This is a genomic window from Nocardia wallacei (genome assembly GCF_029868745.1).
In the GTDB taxonomy this organism is placed as follows: domain Bacteria; phylum Actinomycetota; class Actinomycetes; order Mycobacteriales; family Mycobacteriaceae; genus Nocardia; species Nocardia wallacei_B.
Map to the genome: position 1 here is coordinate 23,916 of NZ_JARWOP010000313.1, position 11,944 is coordinate 35,859.

At 69.9% G+C, this 11,944-nt stretch carries 14 protein-coding genes; 7 read left to right on the top strand and 7 right to left on the bottom strand.

Annotated elements, in window-relative coordinates; translation table 11 throughout:
* Window positions 1–132 precede the first annotated feature (132 nt).
* From QH470_RS29175 to QH470_RS29205, 7 genes are all read left to right on the top strand, one after another.
* A complete protein-coding gene (locus QH470_RS29175) occupies window positions 133–918 on the top strand; it encodes a class I SAM-dependent methyltransferase (RefSeq protein ID WP_280275571.1) in 786 nt (261 codons plus the stop codon).
* Window positions 915–2,438 carry a 1,4-alpha-glucan branching protein domain-containing protein gene (locus QH470_RS29180; RefSeq protein ID WP_280275572.1) on the top strand — a complete coding sequence of 508 codons (1,524 nt, stop codon included), beginning with the start codon at window positions 915–917 and terminating at the stop codon, window positions 2,436–2,438. The genes QH470_RS29175 and QH470_RS29180 overlap by 4 nt, the downstream gene beginning before the upstream one ends.
* Window positions 2,435–3,697 (top strand): glycosyltransferase family 4 protein, encoded by a 1,263-nt coding sequence (locus QH470_RS29185; protein WP_280275573.1) that lies wholly within the window; start codon window positions 2,435–2,437, stop codon window positions 3,695–3,697. The genes QH470_RS29180 and QH470_RS29185 overlap by 4 nt, the downstream gene beginning before the upstream one ends.
* 40 nt (window positions 3,698–3,737) lie before the next feature.
* Window positions 3,738–4,397: an AAA family ATPase gene (locus QH470_RS29190; protein ID WP_280275574.1), complete on the top strand. Its 660-nt coding sequence runs from the start codon at window positions 3,738–3,740 to the stop codon at window positions 4,395–4,397.
* On the top strand, window positions 4,394–5,155 hold the full coding sequence (locus tag QH470_RS29195) for an ABC transporter permease (protein WP_280275575.1): 762 nt from the start codon (window positions 4,394–4,396) through the stop codon (window positions 5,153–5,155). Before QH470_RS29190 ends, QH470_RS29195 begins: the two co-directional genes overlap by 4 nt.
* A 258-nt stretch (window positions 5,156–5,413) precedes the next feature.
* Window positions 5,414–6,238, top strand: a complete 825-nt coding sequence (locus QH470_RS29200; RefSeq protein ID WP_280275576.1) for a GNAT family N-acetyltransferase — start codon at window positions 5,414–5,416, stop codon at window positions 6,236–6,238.
* A 5-nt stretch (window positions 6,239–6,243) separates the two neighbouring features.
* The gene (locus tag QH470_RS29205) at window positions 6,244–7,215 is read left to right on the top strand and encodes a lysophospholipid acyltransferase family protein (protein ID WP_280275577.1); all 972 of its coding nucleotides are present in this window, start codon (window positions 6,244–6,246) and stop codon (window positions 7,213–7,215) included.
* A gap of 44 nt (window positions 7,216–7,259) precedes the next feature.
* Here the strand turns inward: QH470_RS29205 and iolB are convergent, their stop codons facing one another.
* From iolB to atpE, 7 genes are all read right to left on the bottom strand, one after another.
* Window positions 7,260–8,126: a 5-deoxy-glucuronate isomerase gene (iolB, locus tag QH470_RS29210; protein ID WP_280275578.1), complete on the bottom strand. Its 867-nt coding sequence runs from the start codon at window positions 8,124–8,126 to the stop codon at window positions 7,260–7,262.
* 5 nt (window positions 8,127–8,131) lie between these two features.
* Window positions 8,132–9,052, bottom strand: coding sequence for a Cgl0159 family (beta/alpha)8-fold protein (locus tag QH470_RS29215; protein WP_280275579.1), 921 nt, complete (start codon window positions 9,050–9,052; stop codon window positions 8,132–8,134).
* Between the two features lie 58 nt (window positions 9,053–9,110).
* On the bottom strand, window positions 9,111–9,962 hold the full coding sequence (locus tag QH470_RS29220) for an endonuclease/exonuclease/phosphatase family protein (protein ID WP_280275580.1): 852 nt from the start codon (window positions 9,960–9,962) through the stop codon (window positions 9,111–9,113).
* Window positions 9,963–10,018: 56 nt separating this feature from the next.
* Window positions 10,019–10,495, bottom strand: coding sequence for a carboxymuconolactone decarboxylase family protein (locus tag QH470_RS29225; RefSeq protein ID WP_280275581.1), 477 nt, complete (start codon window positions 10,493–10,495; stop codon window positions 10,019–10,021).
* A gap of 139 nt (window positions 10,496–10,634) precedes the next feature.
* The gene (locus QH470_RS29230; protein ID WP_280275582.1) at window positions 10,635–11,210 is read right to left on the bottom strand and encodes a F0F1 ATP synthase subunit B family protein; all 576 of its coding nucleotides are present in this window, start codon (window positions 11,208–11,210) and stop codon (window positions 10,635–10,637) included.
* Window positions 11,207–11,665, bottom strand: a complete 459-nt coding sequence (locus QH470_RS29235) for a F0F1 ATP synthase subunit B family protein (protein WP_280275583.1) — start codon at window positions 11,663–11,665, stop codon at window positions 11,207–11,209. The genes QH470_RS29230 and QH470_RS29235 overlap by 4 nt, the downstream gene beginning before the upstream one ends.
* A 5-nt stretch (window positions 11,666–11,670) precedes the next feature.
* Window positions 11,671–11,931, bottom strand: coding sequence for an ATP synthase F0 subunit C (atpE, locus tag QH470_RS29240; RefSeq protein ID WP_280275584.1), 261 nt, complete (start codon window positions 11,929–11,931; stop codon window positions 11,671–11,673).
* Between the last annotated feature and the right edge of the window lie 13 nt (window positions 11,932–11,944).

The window sequence follows — 11,944 nt, forward strand, 5'->3', positions numbered from 1 at the left end:
CGTACGTCCACGAAAAGTCTTCGTGCGGGACATTACCCTACGTTAAGTTACTCGTGGGTAACTTAGGGTGTGATGTTCTGCATCACTACTCCGAACGCAGGTGTGATAGGGACAACCGCTAACGTCGGTCGAATGAGTGAGGCCGTTTTCTCCCCGGCGAACGGGGAGTCCGCCGCGGTGGATCCGCTACCCCTGACCGGTGAGCGGACGGTGCCGGGCATCGCGGAGGAGAACTACTGGTTCCGCCGCCACGAGATCGTGTACGCGCGGCTGCTGGAACGCTGCGCCGGCCGGACCGTGCTGGAGGCCGGATCGGGAGAAGGCTACGGCGCCAACATGATTGCCGGGGTGGCCGCCCGGGTGATCGGACTGGACTACGACGTGAGCGCGGTCGAGCACGTGCGCGCGGCCTATCCGCGAGTGGAGATGATCCAGGGCAACCTCGCCGAGCTGCCCTTCGACGACGGCTCGGTCGATGTGGTGGTCAATTTCCAGGTCATCGAACATCTCTGGGATCAGGCGCAATTCCTGCGCGAATGCCTGCGGGTGCTGCGGCCGGGCGGTGAACTGCTGATCAGCACGCCGAACCGGATCACCTTCTCGCCGGGGCGCGACACCCCGCTCAATCCCTTCCACACCCGCGAACTGAACGCCGCCGAACTCGCGGAGTTGTTGGTGGACGCGGGTTTCCGGGTCGACCTGATGACCGGCGTGCACCACGGTCCCGCGCTCGCCGCGCTGGATGCCAAGTGGGGTGGTTCGCTGATCGACGCGCAGATCCAGCGCGCGCTGGCGGGGGAGCCCTGGCCCGCGGAGCTGGCCGCCGACGTCGCCGCGGTGCGGATCGACGATTTCGCACTGACGCCCGAGGATATCGATGCGAGCCTCGATCTGGTCGCCGTCGCGGTGAAGCCTTGACCGCAGTACCCGGCCAGTTCACCCTGGTGCTGCACTCCCATCTGCCGTGGCTGGCCCATCACGGCCGCTGGCCGGTCGGCGAGGAGTGGCTGTACCAGTCCTGGGCGGCGTCCTATCTGCCCGTCGCGCGGGTGCTGAGAACCCTTGCCGCCGAGGGCCGTTCGCATCTGCTGAGCTTCGGTATCACGCCGGTGCTGGCGGCGCAGCTCGACGACCCGCACAGCCTGGCGGGCATGCATCACTGGCTGGGCAACTGGCAACTGCGCGCCGACGAGGCGGCGATGGCGGGCAATGTCGCGCTGGGCGCGCACGAGCACCGGCTGGCTGCGGCGGCGCTCGCCGATTTCGAGCGGCGCTGGCGGCACGGCGGCTCGCCGGTCTGGCGGGAGTTGATCGATGCCGAGACCATCGAACTGCTCGGCGGGCCGCTGGCGCATCCGTTCCAGCCGCTGCTGGATCCGCGGCTGCGCGCCTTCGAGCTGACCGAGGGTCTGGCCGACGCCCGGCACCGCTGGGGGCACACCCCGTCGGGCATCTGGGCGCCGGAATGCGGTTTCACGCCGGGCATGGAGAGCGGGTACGCGGCGGCCGGTGTGACGCATTTCATGGTCGACGGCCCGGCGCTGCGCGGGGACACCACGCTGGGGCGGCCTGTGTGGGATTCGGAGGTGCTCGCCTTCGGGCGTGACCTGCAGGTCAGCTACCGGGTGTGGTCTCCGAAGTCCGGCTATCCGGGTCACGCCGCCTACCGGGACTTCCACCACTACGACCACGACACCGGTCTCAAGCCGAGCCGGGTGACGGGCAAGCAGGTCGCGGGTCCGGACAAGGCCCCCTACGACCCCGAATTGGCCGCCGCCGCCATCCGTACCGATGTCGAGGACTTCGTGGGCACCGTGCGGGAGCGGCTGCTCGCCGAGTCCGCGCGGATCGGCCGCCCCGCGCTGGTGGTGGCCGCCTTCGACACCGAACTGTTCGGGCACTGGTGGCACGAGGGTCCGCAGTGGCTCGAGCAGGTGTTGCGCGCGCTGCCCGAGGCCGGGGTCACCGTCGGCACGCTGGCCGACGCGCGGGCGCAGGGTTTCGTCGGTGAGCCCGTCCAGCTGGCGGACTCCTCGTGGGGTTCGGGCAAGGACTGGCGGGTGTGGGCCGGAGACCCGGTGCGGGACCTGGTGGAGCTGAACGCCGAGATCGTCCGGCTGGCCCTGGACACGCTGGACAAGGTGCGCTCGCAGGGGCACAGCCTGCGCGATCCGGTGGCCGACCAGCTGCTGCGCGAGGCGGTGCTGACCGTGTCCAGCGACTGGGCGTTCATGGTCAGCAAGGACTCCGCGGCCGGTTACGCCCGCGACCGCGCGCACCAGCACGCGCACGCCGTGCGCGAGATCGCCGCCGCGGTCGCCGCCGGACAACTCGCCAAAGCCCGGCAGTTGGCGGCAGGATGGTACGCGGCCGACGGTTTGTTCCCGGCGCTCGACGCGCGCCGGCTCGCCGCGTCCGATACAGAAGGACCCGCATGAAGATTCTGATGGTGTCGTGGGAGTACCCGCCGGTGGTGGTCGGCGGGCTGGGCCGGCACGTGCATCACCTCGCCACCGAACTGGCGAGCGCCGGGCACGAGGTCGTGGTCTTGGCGCGTCGCCCGATGGGCACCGACTCCTCGACCCATCCCACCTACACCTTCATCGAGGACCGGGTGCTCGTGGTCGCCGCGGCCGAGGACCCGCCGTGTTTCGACTTCGGCGAGGACATGCTGGCGTGGACGCTGGCGATGGGCCACGCGATGGTGCGGGCCGGGATCGCGCTGAGCAAGCCGGGGATCGCCGAGGGCTGGACCCCGGACGTCGTGCACGCGCACGACTGGCTGGTCGCGCATCCGGCGATCGCCCTGGCCGAGCACTACGACGTGCCGCTGGTGTCGACCATTCACGCCACCGAGGCCGGCCGGCACAGCGGCTGGGTGTCCGGGCGGGTGAACCGGCAGGTGCATTCGGTGGAGTGGTGGCTGGCTCGCGACTCCGACGCGCTCATCACCTGCTCGGCGTCGATGCAGGACGAGGTGGAACGGCTCTACGGTCCGGAACTGTCGCCGGTGACCGTGATCCGCAACGGAATCGACGTGGGCGCGTGGAGCTTTCGCGAGCGCGCCCCGCGCTCCGGCCCGCCGAGGCTGCTGTATGTCGGGCGGCTCGAGTACGAGAAGGGCGTGCAGGACGCGATCGCCGCGCTGCCGCGCATCCGGCGCGCGCATCCCGGCGCCACGCTGACCATCGCCGGTGTCGGCACCCAGTTCGAATGGCTGCGCGAGCGCGCCCGCGCCCACCGGGTGGTGCGGGCGGTGAACTTCACCGGGCGCCTGGACCACACCGAGCTGCTGGGTTGGCTGCACGGCGCCGACGCCATCGTGCTGCCGAGCCGCTACGAGCCGTTCGGGATCGTGGCGCTCGAGGCCGCCGCCGCGGGGACGCCGCTGGTGACCTCCAATGCGGGCGGGCTCGGCGAACTCGTCATCGACGGAGTCACCGGTGCGTCGTTCGAGCCCGCCGATGTGAACGGGCTGGTCGAGGCGGTCTGCGCGGTCCTCGACGACCCGCCCACCGCCCAGGCCCGCGCGCACGCCGCCCACGCCCGTCTGACCGCCGACTTCGCCTGGGACGTCGTCGCCGCCGAGACGATCCAGGTCTACCAGGCCGCCAAACGCCGCGTCCGCAACCCGCTGGGGCGTCCGGTCGTCGTGGAACGTCCACTGCCGGAACGGGATCCGAACAACCCGTACTGAGTTCTCCGAACGCTCCGTCGGCCGCGGTGCGTGCCGACCGGTGGACCGGACGGGAGCCGTTGCCGACGTTGGTGGCAGAATTTCGGAGGCGCTGCTGGGCGCGCTGGACCTCGACGGGCTCGGCGGCCGCAAGTGCGGTCAGCTCTCCGGCGGTCAGCGTCGCCGCGTCGATATCGCTCTCGGGCTGGTGCACGGGCCGCGGCTGATCTACCTGGACGAGCCGACCACGGGGCTCGATCCGCAGAGCCGCGCCAACCTCTGGGAGCACATCCGCGCGCTGCGGGCGCGCGGCACCACCATCGTGCTCACCACCCACTACCTCGAGGAGGCCGACGCGCTGTGCGATCGCATCCTCGTCATGGACCACGGCCGGATCGTCGCCGAGGGCGCGCCGGACGAACTCGAGCGCCGCATCTCCGGCGATGTCGTGAGCATCGAAATAGCCGATGCGAGAGCGGATCTCGCGCTGGAGGTGGCCGAATCGGTGCTCGACGTGCGATCGCGGGTGCGAGCCGAGGGCGCCGGGGCGACGATGCTGCACCTGACGGTCGAGCGCGGCGACGCCGCCGTGGTGCCGCTGCTGCGCGCGCTGGACGAGCACGGCATCGCCGCCGACGCGCTGACCGTCAAGCGCCCCAGCCTCGACGACGTGTTCCTGACCATCACCGGGCGTTCACTGCGAGAGACGAGCCGATCATGACATTCCTGCGCGACACCGGACTGATCTTCTGGTCCCAGCTGCGCTCCAACCTGCGCAATCCGGTCTGGGTGCTGATCGGGCTGTCGCAGCCCGTGTTGTATCTGGTGCTGTTCGGTCCGCTCGTGAAGGGCATCGCCCCGTCGCTCGGGCCGGGCGCGGATCCGTGGGAGGTGCTGACTCCGGCGCTGGTCATCCAGATCGGGTTGTTCGGTGCGATCTACGTCGGCTTCGGCCTCGTCATGGAATTGCGCGCGGGAGTCGTGGAGCGGCAACGGGTTACGCCCGCGAGCCGCGCGGCGCTGCTGCTGGGGCGGGTGGTCAAGGACATGGTGGTGCTGATCGTGCAGGCGTTGCTGCTCGTCGCGGTGGCGGCGCTGGCGTTCGGGCTGCGGCCCGATCCGCTGGGGCTGGTGCTGTCGGTGCTGCTGATCGCGGTGATGGGCGCGGGCCTGGCGGCGGCCTCCTACGCGGTGGGTCTGTGGGCGCGCTCGGAGGACACGCTCGCCTCGATCCTCAACACGCTGTCGGTGCCGCTGATGCTGCTGTCGGGCATTCTGCTGCCGCTCAGTGTCGGTCCGACGTGGTTGCAGACCATCGGAAAGGTGAACCCGTTCTCGCGCACCGTCGAGGCGGCGCGGGCCTTGTTCCGTGGTGATCTCGGCGCCTCGGAGGTCTACTGGGGGACCGGCCTCACGCTGGCGGTGGCGCTGGTGCTGCTGGTACTCGGCGCCCGCAGCTTCGCCCGCGAGAACGCCTGATCATGGCCGGCGGCGCAGTCGGGATACGCCGCCACGCATGCCCGTCCGGTCGCGACGGGCATGCGCGTGCGAGTCGGTGCGTCGGCCGGTCGGCATTCGGGGCGCGGCGCGGTCCAGTTGTGCAGCAGGCAAACTGAGCGAACCCGGCGCATCGGGACGGTGAACGGCGAGTGTGACCGCCGTCTCGTTCACCGGACTGGCATCGGCCGGACACGCGATGGTAGCCGCGACGCCGATTCGGACTGGCTTCATCGGGACATGACAACAATGTCCGTGCTGACAGCGCCGGCCCGCACGACGGACACGGGGGTGGAGCCGCCGCGGTACTCGCTGGTCGTCTCCGCCGACGCGGAGCACCGCCGGGCGGCACAGCGGCTGCGTTACCGCGTCTTCGCCGCCGAGCCCGGATTCCACATCCCCGAGAGCGCCGACGGACTGGACGCCGACCGCTTCGATGAATACTGCGACCACCTGCTGGTGCGCGACGACCCGACCGGCGAATTCGTCGGCTGCTACCGGATGTTGCCGCCGCATCAGGTCGTGGCCGCGGGCGGCTACTACACCGCCACCGAATTCGACCTGGCCGCAATGGATCCCGAGGGGCGGCGGATCGTGGAGATGGGCCGCGCCTGCGTGGTCCCCGAGCACCGCAACGGTTCCACGCTGACCCTGATGTGGGCGGGCATCCTGCACTACATCCAGCTCACCGGTTACGACTGGGTGATGGGCTGCGTGTCGGTGCCGATGCAGGACAGTCCCGGCGATCCGGCCGGTGTCAACGTGCGCGGCGTCCGGGATCTGTTGCTGGACAAGCACGGCGGCGATCCGGCCCGCAGGGTGCGACCCTATCGCCCGGTGGTCGTGGACGGGCGCCCGCTCGACGAGCTGCCTGCGCCCGCGCGCGCGAAACTTCCGCCGCTGTTGCGCGGCTACCTCCGGCTGGGTGCGGAGATCTGCGGCGAGCCCGCGCACGATCCGGACTTCGGCGTCGCGGATTTCGTGGCGCTGCTCGGCCTGGAAACCATCAACCGGCGCTACCTGGACCGCTTACAGAGCGCCGCGAACACCTTCGACGAACGGTGAGATAGATGCCCGCTCTGGTTGCGCCCGGAACTTCCGCGCTGTCGTGCCCACCGGCGGCGCCCGTGCATGCCTGGATGCCGTCGAGCCCGTGCGGGCCCCGCTGCGTCGACGTGCCCGACGCGGCCGGGACCGTGCGGATGGCGGTGCGCGTGGCGAGTGTGTTCGCGCTGCTGGCCAGTTTTCCCGTGCTCAATCTGGCTACCCCGCGTAGTCGGCGCACCGGGCTGCACAAGCGCTATGCCCGTATGGCATTGCGGTGCTGCGGAATAGGTTTGCGGATTGTCGATCAGCGCGTCGGGGCACCGGCGGGACCGCGCGCGGCCGGCGGCGGGCCACGCGCAGTCGATGAGGGGCTGCTCGTGGTCGCCGGTCATGTCGGGTGGACCGATGTGCTGGCGCTGGCGGCGGTGCAGCCGATGGGGTTCGTGGCGCGGGCGGACCTCATCGACTGGCCCGTGCTGGGCAGGCTCGCTCGGCTGATGCGGGTGATCCCGATCGAGCGGGAACGCCTGCGGCAGTTGCCCGATGTGGTCGCGACGATGTCGCAGCGGTTGTCGGCGGGGGAGCGGGTCGCCATGTTCCCCGAGGGCACCACCTGGTGCGGCCGGGCGCACGGCCGCCTGCGGCCCGCCCTGTTCCAGGCGGCGCTGGACTCCGGCGCGCCCGTGCAGCCGATCCGGGTGCGGTACCTCGACCGCGACGGCGAGCTGTCGACGGTGCCGGGTTTCGTCGGCCTGGACACCTTCGTCGATTCCGCCCGCCGCGTGTTGCGCTCCAAGGGCGTCGTCGCCGAGATCGTTCTCCTTCCCCTCGAACACCCCGGCCCCGACCGCCACGAACTGGCCCGGCGATGCGAGCGCGCGATCCGCGGCCGGGAAACTGTCGACATCGATGCCCACGCGACCGCGGTCGGCACCGGCCCCACCCGCGACATCGTGCCGGACCGAACGGCCGAACCCGCCCTGCCCGCACGGTAACCGCGCCGTTCACCGGAGTGCGGTCGATGCCCGACGGCTTCGACTCAGCGGCGAATGTCTGTCGTGCCCAACGGAAGCCGCGGGTCGATGGGCGTATCGCGCCAGGTGTCGCGGAGCCAGGCGTGGGCCGGGTCGTCGCAGCTGCGCCAGGCGCGTTCGGGGCCCGACATGATGTTGAGGTAGTACATATGGTGGCCGGGGGCGGCGATGGACGGGCCGTGGTAGCCGTGCGGTACCAGCACCACGTCGCCGGTGCGGACCTCCTCGAGGACATCGATCGGTCGAGTGGCCGTCCCGTACACGCGGTGGTAGCCGAATCCAGGTGAACCTCCTGCGCCCGAGGCGAATTCGAAGTAGTAGATCTCCTCCAGCGGCGTCTCGTGCTCGGAGTGCTCGTCGTGCTTGTGCGCGGGATACGACGACCAGTTGCCGCCCGGCGTGAGCACCTCGCAGGCGAGGAGGGCATCGGCGTCGAACGTGTCGGTCATCGCGAAATTGTGCACCTGGCGGCTGGCGTTGCCCGCGCCGCGCAGCTCCACCGCGACGCCCGCGGCCGGCACGTATCGGAACGGCAGCGACCGCCGGGCCACCGCGCCACCGAGGGCGACCCGCCCGGTACCGGTGACGGTGTAGTCGCTGTCGCGGCCGATATACGCGAAATCGGTGGGGCCGTCGAAAACGCTGCTGCGGCCGGATAATTCGTGCGCCTCGCCGCCACAGGACACCAGGAACGATCCTGACAGCGGCACCACCACGATCTCGTCTTCGCCGCTGTGCGCCCGAAGCGACTGTCCCGCGGCCAGTTCGGCGACGTGCAGGCTGCAATGGTCCCAACCGGCGGATTCCCGGGTGACCGATACGGTGTACGGGGCGGCGGCACTGCCCGCCGGAAGGTAATACCTGCTGCTCATCGCGGTCACCGCACCAGCGATACGGCGGTGTCGACGGCCCGGGCGACATCGCCGTCGCGCGGATACAGCAGGGCCCTGCCCACGACCAGCCCCCGCACCCCCGGCAGCGCAAGGGCCTCCGCCCACCGCGCGTAGGTCTGCCCGGGCGCGGACTGCGGATCGCCGCCCAGCAGCAGCGTGGGCAGGGTGGTGGCGTCCACGACCCGCGCCATGTCCTGGACGACGGGCAGCTTCAACCAGGTGTAGGCGGACGTCGACCCGAGACCCTGCGCCAAGTGAATGCTCTTGATGACCGCGTCCGGGGACAGGTCGTTGACGACCGCGGTGCCCGGACCGCCCGGCCGCGTGGACAGGAACGGCTCCACCAGGGCGACCAGGCCGAGGGCGGCGAGGTCATCGATCGCGGCCGCGCACGCCGTCATCGTCGACAGTGTGCCCGGGTCCGTCAGGTCGAATCGGTTGAGCATCTTCGCGCCGTTGAGTCCGGCGGCCGCGGTGGCGCGGGCGGTGTAGCCGGTCATCCGGTCGTCGAGTTCGAAGGTGGCTCCGGCGAGGCCGCCGCGGTTCATGGAGGTGAACACGACCTTGTCCTCCAGCGCGCCGAGTAATAGCAGGTCCTCGATGATGTCGGCGGTGCCCAGCACGCCGTCCACCCCGGGCCGCCGCAGCGCCGTCACCAATCGGCCGAGTAGATCGGTGCGGCTGTTCATCGCGAACGGGTCGCCCGCCGCCGACAGCGCCCCGCGCGCGGGATGGTCGGCGGCGATGATCATCAGGCGCCCGTCGCCCCGCACCAGTGGTCGGCGGCGGCGCTCGGCGAAGGCGCGAGCGACGGCGCCCGGATCGGCCGCCCGCAGGTCGGTCAGCTCGGCGGGAGTACGCACCGGGGTCGCCGGTGGTCTCGTCCGATCGATGGTTTCGGTCACTGCGGGCCCTTCCGGTCGGCCACGGCGCGAGCGGCATGTGTCAGGACATGATTATGTGTCAGGACATATGATGTACGCCCCGACGGCCGTCCCGACCGATTTCGACATCGACGACCACGCCGTAGTGGTCACTCGGGTGGACACCATCGGTGGGCTGGTCGAAAGCCAGTGTCGCGGAGCGGATCTCGCAGCGGGCGCGGGGGTGTGCGTGCCAGGAACCGGTGAACACGTAGTCGATCCGGCGGCGATGGCCGGGCTGGCGGACGATCTGATCGAGCAAGGCGGCGGCGTTGGCGTTGTCGGAGCTCCAGGTGTGGCCCGGTCCGTCGCCGGCGACCTCCCAGGCGTCGTGGTAGTGCACGCTGCGTCCCGAAAGTGACTGGCGGCCGGTGAGATAACGGATGCTGGCCGCCTCGGGCGCGGCATTGAAATCACCCGCGATGATCGTCGGCAGCTCGGTGCGGTGGCGGGCATCGAGATCGCTGAGCGCGACGGCCTGCTGTTCACGGACGGCTTCGGCATCCAGCCGCCACGACGCGGTGGCCGAGATGAACAGCACCTCGCCCTCGTCCGGCAGCGTGACCCGGGCCGCCAGCGTGCACCAGGGCACGTCCGCCGCACCGGCCAGGCGCAGGTCGAGCACCTCCACGATCCGATGTGGCAGGCGCGAGGCTATCGCGTTGCCGCCGTAGCGATCCGCGAAGGGCGGCGTGTACGCCATGGCCTCGGACTGATGAGTGCCGTGCAGCCCGGTGCCCTCCAGCAACTCGGCAAGGTGGTCGGCGTCGAGGACTTCCTGCAACGCGACGATATCGGGGTCGAGGCGGCGCAGCTCCTGGTTCAGCAGGCCGAGTCGCCGGGGATCGCCCTCTCGGTTCTGGACGTTGATCGTGAGGATCCGAAGGTGCACAGGGGAACTCCAGCTTCTGGTGCGAATGGTGGTGTGAACGGCCGACGACGCGGTCCTCAGACGACGTACTGCCCTGCCCGGTAGCTGCCGCCGTGCTGCCGGGTGAGGACGTTGAGGCGGTTGAAGGCGTTGATATTGGCGATGAGCGCCACCAGCGCGCCGAGTTGCTCCTCGTCGTAATGCTCGGCGGCGTTCGCCCACACTTCGTCGGTCACCCCGTCGGCGGAGTCGGCGAGGCGAGTGCCCGCCTCGGCCAGCGCCAAGGCCGCGCGCTCGGCGGCGGTGAACACCGTGGCCTCGCGCCAGACCGCGACCAGGTGCAGGCGCACCGCGGTCTCCCCGGCGTGCGCGGCCTCCTTGGTGTGGATGTCGACGCACGCGCCGCAGCCGTTGAGCTGGCTCGCGCGCAGCCGCACCAGTTCCTGCGTGGACCGCGGCAGCGCCGTTTCCCCGAGCGCCGCGCCCGCCGAGACGAGGTACTTCAGCGACTTGGCCGTAACGGGGTTGTCGAACAGGTTCATGCGAGCTTCCATGACGGACTCCTACGTGTTGCGAATCGGTACACCCCTCCGACGGGACAGCCCGGCCGGATGTGAGGTGCGCCAGGCCCCGGCCTCCGGGACTACGCCGTCGGCGGTCCCGGATAATTCACAGCACGGTGTTCGAAGCCGGTTATGTACGGCCGGCCGAGCGTTCCGGATTCCCTGCGCGCACGGCTGGGCAAGTCGCCGACCTGGGCTGGGTTGCCAGTACGGCGAGGAAGCGGTCGATGCTTTGTGACCGGGCGAGGGCGGAACGCTGGTGGTCACGCACGATGGATTCGGCGCGGTCGATCACGGCGTTGGTGAGTTCGTGGGTGAGATCGTCTTCGAGTTGCCGACGGACCTGTGCGAGGTTGAGTAGTCCCTGTCGGTGTACCCGGTCGGCTTCGAGGGCGGCGGTTTCGCGCAGTGAGCGGAGGATTTGCTCCGCGTCCTTGCGTGCCTCGCGTCGGATGGCGGCCACTTCGGTTCGTGCGTCGGCGATCGACTGGGCGAAAGCGCGTTCCGCGGCGGCGAGTTCGTCTACTGCCTGTGCGCTTTCCTCGAGTTGGCTGCCGACGGCGTCCTGTGCTCGCCGCGCCATAGTCCGTAGCTGTGGCGCAACCCATTTCGCGAGCACGCCCACAATGACCGTGAAGCCGAGGAGCTGGCTGAGGAAGACCGGCCAGTCCCAGGTGATGTCGTAGATGCCGCCGGTCTCGCTCATCGGTGTCCGCCTCCGGTCAGTCGCTCGGCGAGGTCGGCGGCGAGTGGGTCGATTTGTGCCTCGAAGCGTTGTGCCGTCTCGGCGGCGTGGGCTCGCAGTCGGCTGGTGGCGGCGGCCACCATGTCGTCACTCTGTGCCTGTGCGCGCTCTCGGGTCGTGGTCACCATGGCCTGTCCCTCCTTCCGGGCGTGCTCGCGCAGTTGTGCCGCATCGATACGGGCTTGTGCGAGCGACGTGTGGTAGCTGTCCTGGGCGGCTGCGAAGGTGTCGGCGGCTCGTTGCCGATGGGCGATGGTGTCGGCGACGCGGGATTGCCGTTGCTCGAGAATGTCGCGGAGAGGCGGCACCACGAACAGCCGGATGACGGCGAACACGATCAGGAAGATCGTCAGCTCGACGAAAAATGTGCCGTCCGGGATCAGGAAGTTTTCTTTCGCAGAAGTCTTCTCGGTCATGCGCGCTACTTGCCCGGCGCCGCGAAGGCGAACAATGCCATGAACGTCAGATTGATGAAGTACACGGCGTCGACGAGGCTGACCGCCATCAGATAGTTGCCGCGCAGCTTGGCCTCGGCATCCGGTTGCCGGGCGATGCCGTTGATCAGGGCCGAGCCCGCCATTCCGTTGCCGTAGCCCGCGCCGATGGCGCCGCCGACCATCATCAGTCCGCCTGCGACCAGCGCTGCCGCCTGGACGATCGTCTCATTGGTTACCGCAGCCATGGGTATTCCTTCC